The organism is Saccharibacillus sp. O23 (assembly GCF_002205895.1).
Classification (GTDB): domain Bacteria; phylum Bacillota; class Bacilli; order Paenibacillales; family Paenibacillaceae; genus Saccharibacillus.
The window spans coordinates 269,984-293,299 of sequence record NZ_NJDE01000001.1 but is presented as its reverse complement, the minus strand read 5'-3'; the positions used below and the strand labels follow the sequence as shown (position 1 = coordinate 293,299).

General features: G+C 41.3%; 18 protein-coding genes. 15 read left to right on the top strand and 3 right to left on the bottom strand.

The window, feature by feature from the left end; translation table 11 throughout:
• Positions 1-59: 59 nt before the first annotated feature.
• The 6 genes from CDO73_RS01270 (at position 60) to CDO73_RS01245 (ending at position 7,148) form a co-directional block, all read left to right on the top strand.
• Positions 60-566: a hypothetical protein gene (locus CDO73_RS01270; protein ID WP_143536046.1), complete on the top strand. Its 507-nt coding sequence runs from the start codon at positions 60-62 to the stop codon at positions 564-566.
• A gap of 106 nt (positions 567-672) precedes the next feature.
• Positions 673-1,728: a DNA cytosine methyltransferase gene (locus tag CDO73_RS01265; RefSeq protein ID WP_088486662.1), complete on the top strand. Its 1,056-nt coding sequence runs from the start codon at positions 673-675 to the stop codon at positions 1,726-1,728.
• Positions 1,725-3,704, top strand: coding sequence for a hypothetical protein (locus CDO73_RS01260; protein ID WP_088486661.1), 1,980 nt, complete (start codon positions 1,725-1,727; stop codon positions 3,702-3,704). Before CDO73_RS01265 ends, CDO73_RS01260 begins: the two co-directional genes overlap by 4 nt.
• Positions 3,694-4,560, top strand: coding sequence for a hypothetical protein (locus CDO73_RS01255; RefSeq protein WP_088486660.1), 867 nt, complete (start codon positions 3,694-3,696; stop codon positions 4,558-4,560). The genes CDO73_RS01260 and CDO73_RS01255 overlap by 11 nt, the downstream gene beginning before the upstream one ends.
• 2 nt (positions 4,561-4,562) lie before the next feature.
• Positions 4,563-5,306, top strand: coding sequence for a DUF6339 family protein (locus tag CDO73_RS01250; protein ID WP_088486659.1), 744 nt, complete (start codon positions 4,563-4,565; stop codon positions 5,304-5,306).
• Between the two features lie 165 nt (positions 5,307-5,471).
• Complete coding sequence (locus CDO73_RS01245) at positions 5,472-7,148, top strand: DNA cytosine methyltransferase (protein WP_088486658.1); 1,677 nt, start codon at positions 5,472-5,474, stop codon at positions 7,146-7,148.
• Positions 7,149-7,165: 17 nt separating this feature from the next.
• Here the strand turns inward: CDO73_RS01245 and CDO73_RS01240 are convergent, their stop codons facing one another.
• Positions 7,166-7,837 (bottom strand): HhH-GPD family protein, encoded by a 672-nt coding sequence (locus CDO73_RS01240; protein ID WP_088486657.1) that lies wholly within the window; start codon positions 7,835-7,837, stop codon positions 7,166-7,168.
• Between the two features lie 318 nt (positions 7,838-8,155).
• Between CDO73_RS01240 and CDO73_RS01235 the strand changes: the two genes are divergently transcribed.
• From CDO73_RS01235 to CDO73_RS01200, 8 genes are all read left to right on the top strand, one after another.
• Entirely contained in the window at positions 8,156-11,194 is a 3,039-nt protein-coding gene (locus tag CDO73_RS01235; RefSeq protein WP_179218439.1) for a UvrD-helicase domain-containing protein, read from the top strand.
• Positions 11,195-11,207: 13 nt separating this feature from the next.
• Complete coding sequence (locus tag CDO73_RS01230) at positions 11,208-13,820, top strand: PD-(D/E)XK nuclease family protein (RefSeq protein WP_088486655.1); 2,613 nt, start codon at positions 11,208-11,210, stop codon at positions 13,818-13,820.
• On the top strand, positions 13,820-14,011 hold the full coding sequence (locus tag CDO73_RS01225) for a hypothetical protein (RefSeq protein WP_088486654.1): 192 nt from the start codon (positions 13,820-13,822) through the stop codon (positions 14,009-14,011). Before CDO73_RS01230 ends, CDO73_RS01225 begins: the two co-directional genes overlap by 1 nt.
• The gene (locus CDO73_RS01220; protein ID WP_088486653.1) at positions 14,012-15,412 is read left to right on the top strand and encodes a 3'-5' exonuclease; all 1,401 of its coding nucleotides are present in this window, start codon (positions 14,012-14,014) and stop codon (positions 15,410-15,412) included. It abuts the gene before it with no gap.
• A 31-nt stretch (positions 15,413-15,443) separates the two neighbouring features.
• Positions 15,444-15,770 (top strand): nucleoside triphosphate pyrophosphohydrolase, encoded by a 327-nt coding sequence (locus tag CDO73_RS01215; protein ID WP_088486652.1) that lies wholly within the window; start codon positions 15,444-15,446, stop codon positions 15,768-15,770.
• The gene (locus CDO73_RS01210; RefSeq protein ID WP_088486651.1) at positions 15,754-18,195 is read left to right on the top strand and encodes a DEAD/DEAH box helicase family protein; all 2,442 of its coding nucleotides are present in this window, start codon (positions 15,754-15,756) and stop codon (positions 18,193-18,195) included. The genes CDO73_RS01215 and CDO73_RS01210 overlap by 17 nt, the downstream gene beginning before the upstream one ends.
• A gap of 751 nt (positions 18,196-18,946) precedes the next feature.
• Positions 18,947-20,059, top strand: coding sequence for a DNA cytosine methyltransferase (locus CDO73_RS01205; protein ID WP_088486650.1), 1,113 nt, complete (start codon positions 18,947-18,949; stop codon positions 20,057-20,059).
• Positions 20,060-20,992, top strand: coding sequence for a DUF4928 family protein (locus CDO73_RS01200; RefSeq protein ID WP_088486649.1), 933 nt, complete (start codon positions 20,060-20,062; stop codon positions 20,990-20,992).
• Positions 20,993-21,081: 89 nt separating this feature from the next.
• On the opposite strand, the gene CDO73_RS01195 is transcribed toward CDO73_RS01200, so the two are convergent.
• Both CDO73_RS01195 and CDO73_RS01190 read right to left on the bottom strand, forming a co-directional pair.
• Entirely contained in the window at positions 21,082-21,480 is a 399-nt protein-coding gene (locus CDO73_RS01195) for a (deoxy)nucleoside triphosphate pyrophosphohydrolase (protein WP_088486648.1), read from the bottom strand.
• A 65-nt stretch (positions 21,481-21,545) separates the two neighbouring features.
• Positions 21,546-21,824: a hypothetical protein gene (locus CDO73_RS01190; protein ID WP_088486647.1), complete on the bottom strand. Its 279-nt coding sequence runs from the start codon at positions 21,822-21,824 to the stop codon at positions 21,546-21,548.
• A gap of 333 nt (positions 21,825-22,157) precedes the next feature.
• Between CDO73_RS01190 and CDO73_RS01185 the strand changes: the two genes are divergently transcribed.
• The gene (locus CDO73_RS01185; protein ID WP_143536045.1) at positions 22,158-23,312 is read left to right on the top strand and encodes a hypothetical protein; all 1,155 of its coding nucleotides are present in this window, start codon (positions 22,158-22,160) and stop codon (positions 23,310-23,312) included.
• Positions 23,313-23,316 lie beyond the last annotated feature (4 nt).

Here is a 23,316-nt window from a genome sequence, read left to right as displayed (position 1 = left end):
CTTTCAGATAATCAAAGATGAGATATAAAATACTTAAATTCTAAGTTTAGGAGAAATGAATGATGTTAAGAAAAGCTGATTTTTTCTATGGAGCTTTACTATCTGACTTGACTAGTAAAAAGATAACACCAGTAATTCTTTCTTCAACTGACGTAAGAAGGATCTATTTGTTAGACAGCGATAAAGGAACTTTCAAAGTTTTTACCAAGTATGTTTCGAGTCCTACCAATAAAAATCAAGAAAATAAGAGGCTTTGGCAGTTTAACTTTAGCTCTGAAGAAATTAAGGAAATTCATAAACTAAAGGAATTTAATGAAAGCGTTAAGTTTGTTTTGATTTGTGCTCATAGTCAGCAATGGAACAAAAGTGAAATTGCTATACTGGACCTTGATCAAGTGATTAAATGTTTACATCTTGACTATGTAAGAGAAAATCACCATATTATGATCCGTTCTGAAAAAAGTGGACGTGGATTATGTGTATATGGAACAGGAGTTTCATCTGATAAGGCAATAAAAATTGAAAGAGATTACTCAAAACACTTTATTCAGAATTCTTTGTCTTAGGAATTACATTCTCTCAAGATCTCCTCTATTATTAGAGATAGTGGAATCTATGCGATAAAAATCTAGCATGGATTTTATGAATTTATAGATCTTGGAGTGGGCATTTTTGAATGTAAACGAGAACAAAACATACACCGTAGCCAGCCTTTTTGCAGGTATAGGGGGCTTCTGCCGAGCTTTTAAAAATGAAGGATTCAATGTAGTCTGGGCTAATGAAATGGACAGCTATGCAGCGAAAACGTACCGCCATAATTACCCGGAAACTAGGCTGATTGAGAAGTCTGTAGAAGATCTTTCGGTAAAAGCGGATGAGCTGGAACCGGTAGATATTCTGACAGCAGGCTTTCCGTGTCAGTCCTTTTCGCTTGCCGGAAATAAATTAGGCTTCGAAGATCCGCGAGGGCAGCTGTTTTTCGAAATCATTCGACTGCTTAAAGAATTCGGAGATAAGAAACCTAAAATTCTTGTTTTAGAGAATGTCAAAAATCTTATCTATCACGACAATAAAAATACAATCAATATCATCGAAGAGGAAATCAAGAGAGCGGGATATTGGTTCAGAGTGCCATTGGATCATAAAGGGAACCTTATCACTCAACGCAGTAATGCAGTGGTTTTGAATACAAAGGATCATACGGAAGTTCCGCAAAATAGAGAGCGATTGTACATGGTAGCTTTCTCTCAAGAGCATTTTCGTATGAACACTTTTAAATTTCCAGAAGCGGTTGAGTCGTTAGACGATGTAAAGCAATATTTGGATACGGAAAACAAAGCTGATGAAGAATATTACTTTGACGAAGAAAGCAAATACGGGAAAATGTTCGCTGACAAAATGGCCGAAGGAAGCGAAGAGTCGGTTTACCTGCTTAGACGCGCTTATGTACGAGAAAATAAGAACTCTACGGCATTTACCCTAACTGCCAATATGGGCGAGGGCGGTCATAACGTTCCTGTGATCAAAGACAATTGGGGAATACGTAAGCTGACACCGGTAGAATGTGCTCGGCTGCAGGGATTTAGAGACAGCTTTTTTTCTTTCCCTAAAGATATGCCGAAAGGCAAGCAGTATAAGCAGGTTGGGAATGCAGTGACTGTAGATCTTGTGCAGAAGCTTGCAGCGGAATGCAGAAGAAATTTAACTGAACAAGGAGCGCGAAAATGATTGGTTGGAATTTCCCTTCTAATAATTATGGACAAATTACTGGATTGAACGATGCGGGGATCGAGACCTTTAGAGGCAACCCATGGGATTCTCTTGCTCGAGAAATCAATCAGAATTCCTGCGATGCAAGAATACCTGACAGCATAGAGCCGGTTAGAGTCGAGTTTGAAGTAATGAATATTCCGTCTTCCGATTTTCCTGCCAAAGAAGCATACATAAAGATGCTGCAGGAAAGTTTGAAGTACTGGTCCGACAATGCTAAGACGGTAGCCTTCTTCAAAAATGCTGTTGATGTCATGAATGCGGAAGAGATTAAATTCCTGAAAATTAGCGACTACAATACAACAGGCCTGACAGGCGCTAATCAAGGTCGGCAGGGCGGATGGCATAACCTGATTAAGTCTGTAGGTTCCTCGAATAAAGATTCTAAAGCAGGCGGTTCGTTCGGTATCGGTAAACATGCACCGTTCGCATGCTCGGATCTGAGAACGGTATTTTACAGCACCATGGATACGGACGGAGTAGAAGCTTTCCAAGGCGTTGCTAAACTGGTAACTCACTCTAATGATCAGGGAGAACCTACTCAAGGGACCGGATATTATGGAGAAGCTATCCGCAATGAACCGATCTTGCAGCGCGATCGTATTAGTGAGATGTTCCGCCGAAATGAAGTAGGCACAGACGTATTTATTGCCGGTTTCCATGCAGAAGGGGACTGGGAAACTAAAGTTATTCGTTCCGTTCTTGAGAGTTTCTTGGTCGCTATATTGGATCAGAAGCTTATTGTAAAAGTCGGCAGCATCGAGATTAATGCAGAAACTCTGCCATCTATCTTAGAAAATTATACGAAGAACGAAGCCGAATGTTTATCCTACCCGTACTACGAAGCTTATACCTTGTCTAATGCATCGAAGTTTGTTCTTGAAAACTTTGAGGGCATGGGAGAAGTGCGTATGCATGTGCTGCCAGGCAAAGACGCTCCTAAGCGCGTAGCAATGGTTAGAAGTACAGGCATGAAAATTTACGACAAAGGCAGCTTTAGAACGCCTTTTAAATTTGCGGGAGTACTGATTGCCGAGGGCGACGAGATCAATAAGTTCCTGCGTCAGATTGAACCGCCTACGCATACAGCTTGGGAGGCGGACCGTCATGATGATCCGAAGTACGCAAAAGCCGTAATTAAAAAACTCTATGCTTGGATGAACGATAAAATTAGATCGATCACGCCTAGCGATTCTTCAGAAGAATTGGATGTAGAAGGATTGAGCGACTACCTTCCGGATCAGTTCGACGATTTCCAGCAGCCTATACCTTCCCTGTCAGAATCGGAGGGAGAAAAGGCAGCGCCTAAAGAAATTCAGATGCAGACAAATGATCGTAAGAGTAAGCCGAACACCCAACATATCATGAATGAAGGAGACTTTCCTTCGTACGAGCAGGATATGGAAGAAGAAGAGGAAGAGTATACATCACCTGGGCTTGAAGTCGAAGGGAAGCATACTGACGAAAATCCGGACTCTGAAGGAGATAAGGAGTCGGACGGAAGCGAAGAAGATGGAGATTCTTCATCTAATGACAATGAACCAGACAAAGGCGAAGAGGGTCCTGCTGATATAGAAGACAAAGCAGGTTCGCTTCAACCGGAGACAGAAAAGAAGCTAGAACCGAAAGCCGCTAAGAATCTTCGTATTACGCAATCCAGAATTTTCTGTATCGATCCAGCAGCCGGAAAATACAGAGTAACCATGCAGTCCAATGAGGATGGTTACGGGTATGTAGGTATCAATATTCTTGGCGAAGTCGGAGGCGAAAAAGCAAAAGTGCGCGCTGCCGAGCAGTTGGGAGAACCTATCGACATTGAAAACGAAATAAAGCTGGGTCCTGTACTTTTCGATAAAAAGGACCGGACAGTATTGACTATTACATTGAAAGATCCGCTTCGCTGCGCGTTGGAGGTAGCCGTCTATGCAAATTAGTTCTAGGCAGTATCCGCATCCTGTTCTTTCTTATTATTCAGATGATTTTCCGAATAGTGACTTTCAAGCGTCGCTCAAGAATTCCAAAACGCCAAACACATATCTGTTCGATGCAGAATGTGTCACCAGCAGCGATGGCATCCATCACTTGATCGAAGAAAGAAAGGCTAAATACGCTTTTCACTTTGAATGTCAGACCACTCGTTACCGCAGGATATTTTCGTCTTTCGACAGCAGCTTCAAGTTCCAACTGCCGGCGCAGGATGTGGAAGGAAGAGTGCAGATCTGCGCTTTCATTCTGGCAGTAGAAGATATAGAAGGATATGCCCTGAATGAATTTCATCCCGACTATGACGGATTCGGTTTCCAAATCAGAAAGGGAGATATTCTTGCTCTCGACATGGAACGTTCATTCTATGCCGAAAAAGAGATCGACCCTCTTCGAAGAATTCCGTCGATCTTCTCTATTCAACCTAACCGAAGCGAAGAAGCTCAAGCGATTGAAGTTGATTCTTCGGGAAACAAGATTATCATTAAGCTTGCTCCGGACAATTTTGAATACTACAAAACGATCTCGTTAAATTCCAGCCTGCAGCCGCTTCTATCTTCACTCATTGTTATTCCGGCGCTTGTTTCCATTTTAGAAATGTTAAAGCATGAACAGAACAATGAAGTAGACTATGAAGAATGCAGATGGTATCAAGTGATCTTAATGAGATTAAAAGATTTCGGGATTGAAATAGGCAGCCAAAGTTTTGAACAGGAATCGACAATTTCGATCGCTCAAAAACTGATTGGAGATCCGCTTACTCAATCGTTTGCCGCGCTTATGAACCTAGAAGATGAAGGTGAATAACTTTGAATTTAAATTACATCAGCGAAGATTCCTTGGATGATATTAAGTCGAATATCAAAAATAATATCTTAAAGTATACAGAAGATGAGCCTTGGTTGGCTGAATACTTCGGTACAGAAGGCTGGCACTTTCCTTCAAAAATTCGTATTGAAGAGATTGACCTTCATATGCCTGCCAGCAGCACGGTTCACTACGATCTGGAAAATACAAAGAAAGTATACGCCGCATTGAAAGATATGACACTAGCTCAGGCATGCGACGAAAGAATGTGGGTTTATCTATCGCATCAGACCTTTTGGAATTATATGCGCAAAAGATGGTCGGTAGAAACCTACCTGAAGAAAGACAAGCCAGAGGAAGCAATTAAAGAGCGTTATTTCTTTATGTCCAATAAAGGTCGGGCTTTAGTGCGTCATGGGATAGCGCGCCTTTGGTGGTACGGCCACGTATCATACGACGAGACTCGAACAGATCCTTTTGAATTAACTGCAGTACTCTTGTCGAAATTGGATATCGCGCAGAGTCTTCTGGAACGAGTGTTTTCAGGAAACCGAGATATTACAAGAGCCGTACTGGCTATTCTCTATCAGAAAGAGAAAGTAGAGCAAATTCCCGTTACTCGAAACGTATTCCGCAGTTTAATGATGTATATTAATCAGCTTGGCGGTGTAACGATTCTGGACGCACTGGATCGAGCGGAATTAGAAAAACTGATCGGTGCGAAGCTCAATGCTCTTCTTGCGTAGCTCCAATGCAAAAGAGTCTGCCTAATAGCAGACTCTTTTTTATCTGGCTTTCAAAAGAATTACCCTGTAAAATGGATTTCTCAAGCTTTTTATTGTGCCCGGCAGCAAAACATGTTAAGCTGCTTATATAAAGAACGTGTGTTCCCATAGAAGGAGGCGCTCGTAGTGGAGAGCGGTAAGTTAACAGCAGTTGATCTTTTTTCTGGAGCTGGCGGTCTTAGCTTAGGTTTTTTGCAGACAGGACAAGTAGAAATAGCGGCCGCAGTTGAAAATAACCCATCAGCTCAGCAGACTTATTTGGCTAATCATCCTGGAGTCAAAATGTATGGAGATATCCGAAGCGTTGATTACAATGAAATTTTAGAAGAATGCAGAGCAATAGGTCAAGGCAAAGTGAATATCGTGTTTGGAGGACCGCCATGCCAGGGGTTTTCTAATGCTAACCGACAGAAAGCAGCGTTAATCTCTGCGAATAATCAGCTTGTTAAAGAGTATGTAAAAGCGATCGAGCAGCTGAAGCCTGACGCGTTTGTGATGGAGAATGTTAAAGAGTTGAAGTCCAATAAGCATAAATTTTTTCTAACCGAGAAAGACAAAACTGAAGTAGAAACTCTTCAAATTATACCGACTAATGAGAAGGTTTCTTTAGGAGAAGCCAAAGCTCTGAATGAGGAACTAATTGTTTTCTTAAATGATCGTTTTAGAGCGGCTATGTCTGACTATGAAGTTCACGATCGTGTGCTGTTCTCCAAACTTAGTCACTTGAATCGCAAGAAGAAACAAGCAGCGTCATATCTACCCAAAACTCGTGCGGCTATTAAAGGATACCTTGCTAAATGGAATCAGCTGCACCATTACTATTGGAATCCAGCTTATCAAGAAAAGTGGAAGCTGCTGGGTAACCTGCTGGAAGATGAGACAAGTTCACTTGAAGAACTGTACCTCTGTTTAGATGAAGTCATTTCGATTCAACAGGTTATTATGCGCGTTGGGGAGATCGAAACCAATCAGCTCGAAGCAGGAGACTTTTATCCAGAAAACAATGAAGTTTTAGTTGAGCTGAAAACTTATATTGTGCTGGATTATCTGAAAGCAAAATTCAAAAGTTTAGGATATAAGTTGAACGAGCAAAATCTTATTTTGAATTCAGCAAATTTCGGAGCTCCTCAACAAAGAGAACGCCTCTTCCTTATGGGGATTCGCCAAGAATTAGCAGCAGAAGAAGTTAAGCTGCCAGAACCCATTATAGAAAATCCGGCTAACTTCTACACCGTCAAAGACGCGATCGAAGACTTAGAACATGTAACACCTCTAGTCTTAATGGAAGAAGATAAGCCTCTGCTCAAAACGAAGGTAGAACAGCCCAGTCGTCTTCTGACGTATCTTCAAGCTGGTACTCCTGATGTAAGTAATCATATTATGACGGATACTAGAGAAACCGCGATGCAAAGATTCATGATGCTTCAGCCTGGTCAAAATTTTCACCATCTAGATGAATCTTTCAAAAACACGTATTCAAACCCTAATCGTACTCAAAACACCGTATATTTGAGACTCAAGTATAATGCGCCTTCTGGGACTGTGTTGAATGCTCGTAAATCAATGTGGATTCATCCTATTCAGAACCGGGCGATCAGCATCAGAGAAGCCGCGAGGCTTCAAACATTTCCAGATGATTTTATATTCCGTGGAGCCAAAGACGCTCAATATCAGCAGGTAGGAAATGCGGTACCTCCGCTCCTGGGGAGAGCTGTAGCAGATCGACTCTTGATGTACTTAGATAGAGTTCCAACGCAGTCTTTAGAAAGCATCATCAAACCGCTTGAATTAGCTGATTTATAATGAAAAACCTCCGCTCTTTATGAGTCGGAGGTTTTTTTATTGTAATACGAGCAGTGTTTTTGAAGAGGACATTCAGGGCACTTAGGCTTGATCATTATGCATACTAGGCCAGCAAAGTCCAACACTGCCCAATTGGCAGTTCGATAATCAAAATCAAAAGCATATAAATTTTTGATTTGCTCAGCTAAGACTTTATCTGTTCTAGGTCGCGGTTTATCAGAAGACAAATCGAAATACCTTATGAAGAGCCTGATGACGTTCGTATCAATAGGAACGGTATTTTGATGATAACCATAGCACAAAACTGCATTTGCAATATAATCCCCGACACCTGAGAGTACCATCAAATCCTTGAATCGATCTGGTATTTTTCCGTTGTAGTCAAAATATACCTGGTTAGCAGTTGATTTAATCCGCTTAGCGCGGTAAATTAGACCAATAGGGCTAATTATGTCAATTAACCTTGATTCTGAAGCCTCACCTAACTCTTTTACATTCGGGAAGTGATTTAGCAGCGAAGTATAGACTTCCTCCACCTTTCGAACGTGTGTCTGCTGTAGGAGAAATTCTGCTATGAGTATATGATAAGGGTCTTTCGTATGGCGCCATGGATAATCTCTATGATTTTTATCAAACCATACATTTAAAGTATCCCAGAAGAACGCAGTTTTTACACTGAGAACATCCATATTTTTACCTCGGTTTAAATGTATTTTGTTTTATAATGAAAGATTAAACTAATGTCGATAAGTATAAGCAGAAGTTCAGTTAAAACATAATTTGAATAGAAAAAGCGTTATAGTGTAGAGAATCATGAAATGAGTCAATTTAGAAATCTGGATTCCTGATTTTTTCCTTCAAATGAAATATTAAAAAGATAATATCTAAATTAAGTTAATTGAACGCTGATTAGATTTTATAGTTGAAAGGACGCATAAACAACTACTCTATATAAGGTATCACTTTGACAATTTTATCATTAATAAATGTGTATGAGGGGTTTTAATATGTTTATACCTACTTTAAATACAACAATGCCAGGATTAGAGGCTGAACTTCTTGTTTGGAATTCTATAACCAATGCTTTTGAAGAGAAAAGAACATTAGCAATTCACCATTTTCCTATGTTTTTTTCTCAAAGATCCGGACGACGAGAAATTGACATGCTAATCATAAACGATAGTTTAGGCGTTTGTGTAATAGAAGTGAAAAGTTTGAATATAAATCAAATAAAAGAAATAAGAGCTCATGAATGGATTTACTCTAACTTTTACGAAGATAAAGGATTTCCTTATAAACAAGCAGAAAATCAACTTTATATGATTTGTGAGTATTTAAGTAAAGATCCGCTATTATATGGTCGTCTAAATAAGAGCGCGGTAGTAGCTCTGCCCTACATTAGCGAATCAGATTGGAAAAGTAGGGGTTTCGATAAAAGACTTGATGTTTCTAGGCCTATTTTTAAAGAAGACTTGCAAGATAAAAATCGATTAATTAAGAAATTAGAAAGTTATTCATTGAAAAAGGCAACAAAGAAGTTAAGTGATAATGAGTTAAGCAGAATTTCACGTCTATTAAATATAGAGTTGTCTTCTGAAAATAAACCTAAACTAGCGTCAAGTGCTGCTTTTTCTTATTTATATGTTATTCAAAGCAATGAAAATTTTCGTGTTCAAGAAAACAAAATTATTAATCAATTGCAGGCTGGTAGTAAGGTATATATTTTGACTTTTAATCCTTTGAAAATATCTAAAGATGTAAACTACGATCAATATATAAAAAAATTTCAATTAAATATTTACGAAGCAGCCGCAGATAAAGAAGAATTTTTAGAAGTTCATTGTTTTAAAAATGGTGAAAGCATAACAGAAGATTTCTTAGATATTCTTTCTGAAAAATTCCCGAAGTTCAACAAGGGGCAATTTAAAGCAATACATCTTCCCGTAGATACGAATCAAATAATTACAGCAGGAGCTGGGACAGGAAAGACGCATGTAATGATCGATAGAATAATATTTCTTTTGATGAGCGGACACGTCTCATTAAAACAGATAATAATGATTACTTTTACAAATGCTTCGACTAATGAAATGAAAAAGAGACTCGAAGAAAAGTTTCTTGATTTATTTAAACTAACCAATAAAAATGAATTTTTGAACTTTGCAGAAGAAGTTAGAGATGTTCAAATCAGCACAATTCATTCTTTTAGTTATTCTATTTTAAAAACATTAGCTCACGAAATGGGTTATGGTCGTGATATTCGCTTGAAAAGTTATGTTTATGAGAAAAAAAAGATTATAAGAAAGCTTTTAGATGAATTTTATAAAGGAGAAGCAGCAGAGTTTTTTTTAAAAACGGAAATTAGAGATTATGAATTTATTGATCTCGTTTTTGATATGTGGGAGGAGATGGATAGAAAGGGGTTAAATGCAGAGGAAATAACCAAAATTGATTGGGGTAGTGCTTTAAATAAAGAGTCTCAGCATTTACAAGAATGCTTGCATTACATTTTCGAACATTGCGAAGTGCATTTAGATAAATTAAAGCTTACTGACAATGCTGTTACAATGGGAGATTTGCTTAGAAAACTAAAGAAATTTTCTTCAAATGAAATCATTATGAAGCAATTATTAGAAAATAAATTCATGTTTGTTGATGAATTTCAAGATAGTGATAATGTTCAAATTGAGTTGTTGTCGAGCTTGCATCGATTTCTTAATTACAAGTTATTTGTAGTAGGAGACGTAAAGCAGGCTATATACAGATTTCGTGGAGCTGATTATAGGTCTTTTCAAGAGTTGGAAGAGTCAACTAAAGATACTCAATATGTACAAACTGAATTGCAACTTAATTATCGAACTTCAAAATCTCTTTTACAACATATGCACTTTGTTTTTGAAAAATGGAATCAGAAGGGCTGGCTAACTTATAGGAAATCGGATCAATTATTAAGTAATAAACCAACTGATTTTTCACAAACAAATTGGAACATTTCTTTCGATTATAAAGAGGACCTTACGAAAGCTTTACAAACCTTGCCTAAAAAAGAAGATAAAATTGCTCTTATTGTGAGAACAAATAAACAAGCTAAAAGACTAAAAGAGCACTGTCGCGCTCATAATATTCTAACAACAGAAAATTTGGACGGGACTTTTTTTACTAGCTTAGCTGTGCTGCATTTTAAGGCTCTGATAGAAGGATTATTATATGTAAATGAACCTAAGTTCTTAATAGGAGCACTCGAAACACCTTATTTCGGTTTTTCAATTCCATATCAAACTCTTATACCTTTTAATGGGCAAAAAAATCAAATAAATAAATTTATTCACACAAATACACATAATCAATTGAAAGAATATGCTCGTTGCTTAAGAACTTTAACTCCTATGACAGTGATACAAAACATTATCTTCAATAATCAATTGTTTTTGCGGCTGCCAAAGTATTTTGAAGAAAAATTGAAGGAAAGTAAGAGAGACGATACGACAACAATTTTGAAAGAAGTAGACGTAGAAACTATGCGCTATACAAAAAATTTACAACATCTAATGCTTTTAATAGAAAAGCAGTTTTCATCACAAACTGTTACGCTCCGATCTGTTCATAGTTGGTTGCAACTTCAAGTTAGTACGAACCGTTCTGAAAATGAACCTTTAATAGATCAACAAGTTGCACAAGTTGAAATTACTACTGTGCATCGTTCGAAAGGCCTTGAATACCATACAGTGTTTCTACCTATTACAGACAGTTCTTTTGATGCAGTAGAACAAAAATATGTATTAGAAGAGTCGTCGGAGGAAACAAGAATAAGATCTGCAAGAAAGTTTGGTTGGAAAATTAATGATAAGGGAATTCCAAATAGTTTCGGTAACGATTATTTTCTTGAGTTGAAAAAATATGAAGATAGAGAGCAGTTAAAAGAAGAAGCTAGGTTGTTATATGTAGCATTGACGAGAGCAAAGGAAAGAGTATTTATTACATTACCTAAGACAATAAAAAAAAATACTTGGGCTTATATTCTAAGAGATGGCGGAATTAACAAATGAGAGGAGAAAAAAGATGATTAGCGAAGTATACACTTATTCAGAGCCTAAGGATTGGAGAAATCATGTTCTATATCCGTCATTTACAGAAGCAATTCATATTTGTGCAACAAACAATCAGAAAAATGGAATAAGAGAATGTTATGAAGAATTAAAGCACGTCTACTCATTTCGTCAATTTATGAAAGCATTATATGTAGATTGGTACAAATCCGAAACTACCTTTCAGCAGTACTTACGACTATCAAAAATCATTTCTGAACTTGAGCATGTGAAGCTTAATTTAAAACATGCTTTTCATTCAAATACCATAAGCCTTCTTGAAAGTATCCGTTTTTTTGTAGAATCAGATGTTTCAATTAGCAGTTTAGAACAGGTATCAAAAGATAAAGCTATTACTGAAAAGGAAGAGTTATTCCTGAGGATTTGGCAAACATTTATTAACGGAGATACAGCGACTCAGCAACATCACAAAGCTCTTCAAAAAAAAATTCCTATAAACAAAATACAGACAGCTATTAGTAACTTATATGGTTCTGATGTGAGTTTAAAGAAGGAGCTGCATATTATATTACATGGGTTTTATTTTGTGACACCAGAGCAGCAAGTTTTTTTGTCTATTTTAAGAAGGTCGAACGTAAAAATCACCTTTTTCCATTATTATGATGGTCGCTATTCAGACACTTTTGACTTTATTAAAGCATTTGTTAATGAGCGATTCGGGTGGCCTTCTCCAGAAAATTGGGTATACGAATTTACAGAAAAGAGTTCTACTACTAAAAATGCACATAACTTTCTAGCAGCATATGATAGTTTTGCTCAGACAGAAGGCTTTGAGAAAATGGATATTAAATCATATAATTCGTTTTTTGATTTTTTACAAGATGTTGTTTTACCGGCATATCCAATTAACAGAGAAATGAAAAAAAATACTGATAAGACTCATGAAATTACATTAATATCGCCGAACGCAGACCAACTGAATGAGCTGCTTATTTCTTATTACCCTGAATTAAACAAAAAAAAGAGGAATTTTTTATCCTATCCAGTAGGTCGTTTCTTAGTGAATATAAACCAATTAAGCAATGGGAAATTGACTGAAGAAATAGTTTTAGAATTATTTTCTTCTGGATGGTTGGCAGATGAAAGTATGAAAGAGAATGCACAAGAATACACCTACGATTTGCGTCAAATACTCTCCTTCATGCAAGATTGCGAGACGATCGATAGTTGGATTCTTCGTTTAGATCAACTTATTGAGTATGGAAAGGTTTTGGAAAAAACTTTTCCAGTAGATGTAGAGAACCGTGTTATACGTAGTATGCGTAGTCCTTTCTCTAGAATTAGTCATTTTTCTATTCCTCTACACCGTGTCAAACAAATAAGAGTTTTTATTCAACATATTAAAGAAATAGCTGAAAAGTTATTTGCGAAATCAAGCTCAGGTACTATTAGCCTTCATTTCGAACAACTTAGAATTATCCTAGAGAGCAAAAAAAAGAATATTGAATTGATTGCTGAAGATGATGAGAGAAAGATAATTGAAGAATTAGAAGGAAAATTAAAACAAATTAATGATGATTCTGAGTTTTTATATGATGATCTACAAACTGCTCTGCACTTTTACTTAAGTGGCAAGTTAAATGAGGAGGATGAAAGTTACATCAGTGGCTTTATCGAAGTTGATGGAGAAATGTTTAAAACAAGCGAGCGAGATATTTATTTGACAGGTCTGGATGAGAATTCACTTCCATTAGGGGCGAAAGATGTTCCTTGGCCTTTACAGTTAGAAACTTTCGAAAAATTGTGTGAGTATAATCTTCCTTTACAACTTCAAGCCATACGGAATCGTTCAAATAAATTAATTTCACGTTACTTATTTTTTATAACATTGAACTTACCTTCTCAAACGTTGAACTTGTCTTGGATCAAAAATTTTCTGGAATTAACTGAGTTACAACCAGCGTTATACGTTAAACAAATGGGCCTAAATATAGTTGAATATAGCCCTTTTTCTAAGAAAGATAATCAAACCTATTTACCGTTTAAGTTTGAAATGAAGAATAGTTCAGCAGAAGAAATGGAATCCATTTACGATGACCTAACTTTTAAAGACTACTTAGTCGAGTATGAACTTTGTCCTAAGCGTTTTTACTATGGGTACGTAGTAGATGAATATTCAACTTTTTCAGAGGACTTTATGCATCAATTTTTATTTTCATTTATTGTTCAAGTAGCAAGAAATGCTTCTAAAGAAAGCTTCTCTACTGTTTTGAAAGAAGTAAGTCCTCTATTCCCTCAATGGAACGATTTTAAAAAGTACATCTCTGTAAAAAAAACTTTTGAATATAGGGCTACTAATTTAGAACCTTTAAGAAAAGTAAATGAGAATTATTATTATTCAAATACAAGAAAAAAGTTTCAATTTCCTGGATTGAAGAATCAAGATAGAGAAAATTTAATTAATAACGCTAATAATTCTTTTCGTGAAATCATTGAAGAAATAAAAACATCGGATTCACCTTCTATGGTTTCTAAGAGTGGATATAATTGTCGTTTTTGTCCACATGTAAATTACTGTATTGACGCTGTCTATGCTATTGATCTTGCTAAAGGAAGTGAACCGTAATGAACCTTAAGTTTTGGAACAAGATAAGTGCTGCTTGGTATTCCGTAAGGGAGGAAGTACAGCCTAAAGTAGATTTGAATTTAGTTAAAAGTGCAATGTTTCAAGATGTTCAGGAAGCTTCTAAGCATAAAGATCATATTGATAAGTCATTAGAACTTACAAATGATAATGACTTTTGGGGAGGATTATAAGTGGCAAAAAAAATCGTTTACTCTAATGAACAAAAAGAAATAATCAAGTATGAAGGGAGTCAATTGTTGATTCGTGGAATAGCAGGAAGTGGAAAGACATTAATGCTATTGGAGAAGGCTTGTGATGTTGCAACTAAGAATCCAAATGATTCAATTGCAATATTCACTTATGGAAAACCACTTTCTATCTTCTTAGAGAGCCAAATTAGAGAAAAAAAACTGGATAACATAATCATAAACACTTTTCATTCTTGGGCACTGAGAAACTATTATCTAACATTTGAAAAAAGGCCGCAGATTGAGCAAAAGCGAAGACATAAATTAGAAGAAGCTATTAAATTGATTGCTGAAAATAATAAAGGGCATCGATTTGTTGATAACAAGCACTTGATTGAGTTCATAGAAACGGAAATTGGATGGATAAAAGGATGTGATTTATGTGAGTTTAAAGATTACGATAAAGCTCCCAGAAAAGGGCGCGGAGGCAAAGTAAGGCTTTCTGCAATTGATAAAAAAGTTATGTTTCAGATTTTCGAAAAGTATCAAGAACTATTAGGCTCTAAACTCGATTATCATGATGTTGGACTTTTAATGTCACGCAATCTTGATAAAATTAAAGAGAAATCAAAGTTTGATCATATTTTTATCGATGAAGCTCAAGATTTAACTAAAGTTAATATTACTACTCTTTGTCATATTGCTCGTAAATCTTGTATAGTTGGAGCGGATAAAGGACAAAAAATTTTCACTACTTCATTTACTTGGGAAAGCGTTGGCTTGAATATTAAAGGTGGCCGTACTAAAGTACTGCGACAATCCTATCGTTCAACAAAACAAATTATGGAACTTGCATACAGCATTCAGGAAAAAGATGAGATTTCTAAAGATGAAGAATTTACTCGTCCTGCCTTGCCATCAAAAAATGGAGCAAAACCTAAAATCTTTTTTACTAAAAATGTAGAAGCTCACGATAAGGTATTAATCGAAACTGTTAAGTTGATTACTCAGTTTGACCCTAAAGCCACAATTGGAGTTTTATCGCGTTATAATAAAAAGCAAAGAAGGATCGAACGACTATTTAAAGATTTTGAAATAGGATACAAAGTTATTAATTCCTCAAACGAATCTGATAATACAAACATACATTCCGAACCAGGAATTAAGCTTACTACGTTGCATACTGCTAAAGGACTAGAATTCAAGTATGTTATTATTGCAAACGCTATTGATCCTGCAAGTGGGGAGCGTTTAGGAGATGACTTTGATTGGGATATAGAGCGGCGTTTGATTTATGTAGGTATGTCACGCGCAATGGAAGTGTTGACTGTACTTACTTACGGTGATCGTCACTTTTTAGTCGATGAATTAAATAAGAGTTGTTATGATCCAGTTGTAGTATAGTACTTTAAATGAATATCGAGAGGACTTTAGGATGCTTACCCACAACAAACTAATCCGCGACTTCATCCCTAATATCATCACATCCACCGGCAAATCCTCCAATACCCGCATCTTGGATGAAGCCGAATACGCAACCGAGCTCCGCACCAAACTCCGCGAGGAAGCCGACGAATACTTCGCCGCTTCCTCCGACGTGGACGCGCTGGAAGAACTCGCCGATATGCTCGAAGTGATCCGCGCGCTCGCGGTCACGCACGGCGCAGATCCCGAGAGACTGGAGCAGATCCGCGCCGACAAAGCCGCCAAGCGCGGCGGTTTCGACCAGCGGATTTACCTGATTGATGTCCACGAATCTTAACGTCAAGCTCATCACGCGCAATCTGGCGGATGAGCTGATTGCGGGGATGCAGAACGCGTCGGGGATCTACATCATGACGTCTTTTCTTATGCAGTCCGGCGTCAATCTGCTGGCTCCGCAACTGAAAAAGGCGCTGGATCGAGGGGCCGAGGTGAAGATGCTGGCGGGGGATTATCTGTACATCACTCAGCCGGAGGGACTGCGTAAGCTGCTGGCGATCGACCCTCGTTTGGAAGCGCGGTTGTGGCGGAGCATGGGGACGTCTTTTCATCCCAAAGCGTATCTGTTCGACTATGAAAACGGGGAAGGGCTGCTGATCGTCGGCTCTTCCAATTTTTCGTTTTCGGCACTGAAGACGGGGTATGAATGGAATCTGGCGATGAACGCGCAGGCGGAGCCGTATACATTCCAGAACGCGATGGATCAGTTCATGGAGAATCTGTATCATGAAGCGACGCTGCCGCTGACTGAGGATTCGATCGCGCTGTATGAGGAAGAATACCTGCTCAACCATCGCAAGAATCCGGAATTGCAGCGTCAGGTGATCGAGATGGAGCAGGCGGAGGTCGAAGTCGGGGAACCGGAAGTCGAAGCGGCTGCGGAAGAAGAGAAGAGCGACGCTGTTATCCAGCCGAGGCCGGCTCAAGAAATGGCTCTCGACGCGTTGGAAGCGACGATCGAGGAAGAGTATGACCGCGCGATGGTCGTCATGGCGACGGGACTCGGGAAGACGTATCTGGCTGCTTTTTTGGCAAGAAAGTATCAAAGAGTGCTGTTCGTCGCGCATCGCGAAGAGATTCTGCATCAGGCGGCGCGGTCGTTCCGGCATGTTCTTCCCGATCGCACTCACGGTCTCTATAACGGACAGATCAAAGACGCCGATGCGGACTGCGTGTTTGCTTCGATCTATACGCTGGGGATGAAAAAGCACCGCGAGCGCTTTGCACCGGATGCTTTCGACCTGATCGTTATCGACGAATTTCACCATGCGGCGGCGAGATCGTATCAGTCGGTGATCGAGTATTTCAGGCCGCAGTTTATGCTCGGAATCACAGCAACGCCGGATCGGATGGACGGCCAGGACGTGTATGCGCTGTGCGGCGGGAACGTGGCGTACCGGATTCATTTTATCGAGGCTATTCGGCGGGAATGGCTGGCGCCTTTCCAGTATTACGGAGTGCATGACGAGACGGACTATTCGGGCATACGCTGGCTCGGTGGGCATTACGACGAAGAGCAGCTGCTCGCGGCACAGCTACGGGAAGAGTACGCAGAACGTGTGTATGAGGCATGGACGGCGAGAAAACAGACGCGCACGCTCGCATTCTGTTCATCTATTCAGCAGACGGATTATCTGGCGAATTATTTCCGTGCTCGCGGCGTGTCGGCGCTTAGTCTGCATTCGCGTACTCGGGAAATGAGCCGGGAAGAAGCGATCCGCAGATTGGATGCAGCCGAGCTGGAGATTCTGTTTACCGTCGATCTGTTCAATGAAGGGACGGACATTCCGAGCGTGGATACGCTGCTGTTCGTGCGGCCGACGGATTCGCTGACCGTATTCACGCAGCAGGTGGGTCGTGGGCTTCGTCTGGCGGAAGGTAAGTCGCACTGCGTGATTATCGACCTGATCGGCAACTACCGGAATGCGGACGTGAAATTGAGTTTGTTTGTCGATCCGTTCGGTATGGGTGATGAGGGCGCGAAGAAGGAACGTTTGACCGCCATCGAGAATCTGCCCGATAGCTGCTCGATCCAATTGGAGACGGCGGTCGTCAACTTGCTCGAAGAGATGGGTCGCAAACGCGCGCCGCTTCGGGAGAAGCTGCATCGCGATTTCTTGGATCTGAAAAGCGAGCTTGGCCGTATTCCGACGTATCTTGAACTGCATTTGCAGGGACGGTCGATCAGCAAAGCTTACCGCGACGAATTCGGTTCGTATGTCGGTTTCTTGAGTTGGGCCGAGATGATGAGCGAGCGGGAACAGCAGGTGTACGAACGCTATGAAGCTTGGCTGCGAGATGTCGAGAAGACGGCTATGGCGAAGAGCTATAAGATGATCGTGCTGCTGTACATGCTGGAACGGGGCGCGGAGCATTGGAACGAGCCGGTGACAGCGGAGGAGACGGCAGCCTTTTTCCACAGCTATTTGACGGAAAAAGAGTACCGAAAGCGGATCGACTTCAGTGATAAGGAATCGAAGCGGTTATGGGATTGGAACGAGCAGACGCAGACGAAAGTGGCGAAACTGATCGCGGACATGCCGATGAGCAAGTGGGCTGGGGCGAAAGGCAGTCAGGTGGAATTTGCGGATGGAGAATTCCGATTGGCGTTCGATGTGGCAGAGGAAGACAAAGCGCTGTTATACCGATGGACGCGGGAGATCTGCGAGTATCGGCTGCATGTGCATTTCGAGCGGCGGGCGTAGACTAGATAATAACTAAAGAATAAATGCAGTTATATTCCGAACGTATATTGCATAACAAGGTATTTAAAGTTTTATAAACATTATTCACAATGATGCTGTCTTTCGAGTTCGTATCGCTTTGGCCAGATGTTTGATGGCAGAAATGGAATGAAACTCGAAGTGTGTCAACCATACTTCGAGTCGCTTTTCGGTCATAGATAACGTCTTACTCTTTAGTATACTGGAAATGCTGCAAGGCTCGGTAAATATCTTTCAGAGCTTCGTTTACGTTTAAAGCTCACAAGCTTTGCGTCATTCTTTATCGGTCAACTGTTTAGGTTAGACTATAAGTAGCCGAAGCGCATACGAGTTTCGTCATGGTTGTTTCGACCGAAATTCATTATTTTGCATGTTCGTTTCATGGAATTCGTGAGGAATTGGAACAGATGAAATCAATCCAGAACGCCTATCGCTTGCAAGCAAGCCTTTTGAATAACCTTGCTCGTCATGGTTGCTACAGCACTCATCAAACTGTAACGTCAAGAAATGACAGAAGGTTTTGTTGGAGTTAAGTATTACAGAACCTGCTTCCTAGTGTAACGATTTATTATTGTCGTTTTTATTAAGTCACATGTTTTTTGAAAAAAACAAGAATATGAGATTTTGACAAGACAAGGGGAGTTTGAATTAAGTCGATAATAATTGCTTTGAGAAAAAGAAACAAATGTTCTATAATGTACTTCAACATTGCTTTAATTTGGAGGGGTACTTAATGGAAAGCGTGTCTTCCACGCGACGAGCTCCGTATGAGTTTGTCGAGTTTTTTTCCGGCAGCGGTCTTGTATCGTATGCTCTAAGAGAACATTTTCAAGTTGTTTGGGCTAATGATAACAGCAAGAAAAAAGCAGAGGTATATACAGCGAATCATGGAATGGAAAGCTTCCATTTAAAAGATATTAATTTGGTTAAAGGTGGAGATATTCCAGAATCAAGCTTATCTTGGGCAAGCTTTCCTTGTCAAGATTTGTCATTGGCAGGTGCTTCCGGTGGTATTCATGCAGAGCGAAGCGGACTTGTTTGGCAATGGCTTAGAGTATTAGATGAAATGAAAGAAAAGCCTCCTATTTTGGTAGCAGAGAATGTAGTCGGTTTGGTCTCTGCCAAAGGAGGGACACATTATCAAGTATTGCATCGTGCTTTGGTAGAAAGAGGTTACAAAGCTGGCGCAATTTTGTTGGACGCAGTACAGTTTATTCCTCAGTCACGGCCAAGAATCTTTGTTATTGCTGTTCATGAAAGTGTGCCTGTTCCTTCCAAGCTTATTGGAGCAGGACCTAGTTGGTTGCACTCAAAAGCTGTCCAGTCAGCAGCCATCGGCCTAGAGAATTGGATTTGGTGGCATTTGCCGATTCCTGAAATTCGCGAGCAAACGTTAGAAGATCTTGTAGAGTGGGATGCTCCTTGTGATGATGAAGAAAAAACAGCCAAAAACTTGGCGCTTATTCCCGAAAGACACTTGAATAGACTGCTGAACGAAGACATTAATGTCGCTCCGGGTTATAAAAGAACCAGAAACGGAAAACAAACCTTGGAATTAAGATTTGATAATATCGCAGGGTGTCTGCGTACACCTCAAGGTGGAAGCAGTCGACAATTGCTTGTTTTGAAGAAAGATGGAAAGCTATCTACAAGACTTCTGACCGCTCGAGAAATCGCTCGCTTGATGGGAGCGCCGGATGAATATAAACTTCCAGGATCATATAACGATGGCTACAAAGCAATGGGCGATGCAGTAGCAGTGCCAGTGGCGGAATATCTGGCGAATCAATTGCTTTCTCCCCTTATGAATGCTTGCTTGAATCGTATGAGTAGGAGTGTTGTTTGAATGCATGATGCATTGGATGAGAAGCTGGTCGCTTATCAAATTAAACATAAGCTGACCAGTAAGGGAAAGCTTGCTGCAATTCTCTATATAACGCGCGTTGCTAAAGAAAAGGGACTTCCGCTCGATCCTTCCGTACTGATTACAGATAGTAGGGGGCAAGTACAGGGATTAGGAAAATCAGCTGTGCAGTCGATCTTGGCTGAATACAATATTGTTAGGATTCTTGCCGAAGAAGGCGGTCGCACGAGTCGTGGAAGTTTGGGAAGCATGCAGGACTACGCAGACTTTCTTAACGAATTAAATCATCATGGGATTGCCGACATGAGTTATATCGAACAATGGTGGATTGAAAGAATCAAAGATTTTTTCTCCTCTCAGCCGTTTAACTTGAGATACGACACAAGCAAATCTTTGAGAGCCATTATACGAGACTTAATGGAGCAAGCTTACAAACGTCAAAAGGAAAATCCGGGCACAATGTACGCTGGTGCAGTTTTACAGCATTTGGTGGGTGCAAAATTGACGTTGGCATTGCCTGAGGCTGAGATAGTCAGCAACGGCTCTGCGGTAGCTGATCAAGTTAGCGGACGAGATGGCGATTTTCATGTTGGAGAAGTTATTATTCATGTCACAACTTCTCCGGGAGAGGCTTTAATGCGCAAATGTAAAAGAAATTTAGAATCGGGATATAGACCTATGATTATTACTACCTATGCTAGTATGCCTGCTGCAGAAGCTTTAGCGAACATTCAAGAAATTGGGGGCAGAATTGACATCCTTGAAGCCGAGCAATTTATTGCAACCAATGTTTATGAGATAAGTAAGTTCAAGCCAGATTTTCGAAAAGTAACAATCGAGCGTTTGCTTGTCGAATATAATAAGATTATTGAAAAAGTTGAAAGTGATTTAAGCTTGAAAATTTCAATGGGATAGCAAAAAACCAAGCGTTGCAAATCGACGCTTGGTTTTTTCATTATGGGAGTTCCCTTTCAAAGAATCGATGAAGGAATGATTTTAGTCTATCAGGGCCTCACCCGCTCCTTAATTTTTCCCACCGCAGGCACGTCGGCCGGAGCCCAATCCAACTTCCCGAGTTCCTCGGCTGCCAACCAGCGGATTGCCGCGTGTTCCGTCAGCATCGGTCGTCCTTCGATCAACGTGCAGTAGAACGTCGTCAGATGCACGATCCCGAAGTCGTATTCGTACACCGTCGTTTCGATCCGCTCCCCAACTTCCACGTTGCAGTTCATTTCTTCTTGAATTTCCCGCTTCAGCGCTTCCTGAGGCGTCTCGCCTTCTTCGATCTTGCCGCCGGGGAATTCCCATTTATAAGGCTGGGCTTTCGTATTCCCGCGCTGCGCGCAAAGAACTTTTCCGTTTTCCGTGATGACCGCGCCGACGACGTGGATATGTTTTTTCATAAGCTCCTCCGTTTGCCTCGTGATTCCTTTTATTTTACCACGGCCTGCCGTCGTCCGACCGCCCGTTAAGAAACCTCGCTCTTCTTCGTCCCAGATAAACGCTGCGCCAGCAGAGCGACCGCGGCGTAAGCGAGTCCGTAGATAATCCACGCGTCCCAATTGCTCGTCAGCGTAGCCAAGTCCTGCGCGATAAACAGCAGCGGAATCAGCAGGCTGAAGGCAGCCGACCATAGAATGTTTCGATGTGATCTTCGCCCGATGAAGCCCGCCGCAGCCGCCAGCAGGGGACCGATCACCAGAATCGCAAGCATCGGATTCAACTGCGGAAATAAATGATAAAGCATATAACCCTCCTTGAATAACGAACCTTTTTCATTCCAAAACAACTCTGATCTATAAACGCTTGCCGAGGTCGGTTCGTTTGCTTCCCGCTATGTAGCCCAGATCGGAAACTGAAAAAACCTGCCCAAAACCAACTTTTTACGGAAATCGAACGTCCACTTAGGAAAGGGTACGAAAAACCGCTTCGTGCATAGAGAATCCGCGAACGGGGTTTCGAGTGCTTTTCCCGGGAAGGAGGAACGGCAGGCAAACAGACATTACCGATAAAAAAGGAGCTGATTCCGATTTTTTGGCGTAAAGTAACTGTTTCTTGTGCCGCCCCGCTGTTGATCGGTTTGACTTTACTGGTAGGATCGTCGTCCGTATCCGCCGAAGGAACGAACGTTTCGGACGAAACGGCGCGCCGGGCGGTAGAAGCGGATCTGGCGGCGATGAATCCGGAGCATGAGTATTACGGACGCTGGCAGAGCGCGGAAGCGACCTATGTCCAAGAACTGTACGATCTCGAAGATCGGGTGATCGGATATTATTTCGTGTTGAAGTCCGGCGGTCAGCCGGTCGGCTATTACGTGACGTCGGCCCGTACCGATCTGCCGCCGATTCTGGAATACGGCGCGGATCCGTCCAAGCCGGAATTCGAAGCGGCGGCCGAAGGCGAGCGTATCTATTACTTCGGCGGCCGAGGCGCGATTACAGGTCAAGACGGCGCGCAGGCGACGGCCGAAATCCGGGAGCGCGTAGAAGCGCAAAACGAAGCGGCAGCCGAGGCGAAGAAAGTGCCGGCCGCGAACTTGCGGCAGTCGGAAGAAGAGCCGGCCGCGCCGCCGGAAAATGCCGAAGACGTGATCGCGAGCCTGACGCTTGCGCCCCATCCCGACGCGGCCGCGGAATGGGAACGTGTCGCGAATCCGCCGAGAGGCGCCGTGGCGGCGGCTTTGCCGGATACGTATAAGCTGGACGTGCCGTTCATTTACCAGCGGACGGCCGGCATCGACGGACCGGGCAGCGCCTGCGGACCGACGACGCTTGCCATGATCCTGCAATATCTGGGCAAACAAGGACTCGACGTGGAAGATGCCCGCTACTACAACAATTCGGTCGTCGGACTGGTCAACGGCAACCGGAATATCATGTCGACGGGCGCGTTCGGCACGACGGCCGGCAATATGGTGTTCGGTTTGCAGAATACGCTTCGGCCCAGACCGGGCTGGACCTTTGCGCAGATCGACGCGGCTTCCTCGGGCGCGATCGAGAAATACAAAAGCCGGATCGCCAGCGGACGTCCTCCGGCATTAATGTGGGACAAGCTGGTCTTGTTCCCGTGGACGGACGCCGAGCTGAAATGGCATTGGCAGGCGGGATCGGCTTATACGTACAGCGGCGGCAATTTCATGTTCGGCGTGAAAGACCCCGACCGCGATTCGACGACTCGGTATTATAACTGGACCAGCAACCAGAGCGGATTTTTGTTTGTCTCCTATGCCAAATAACAGG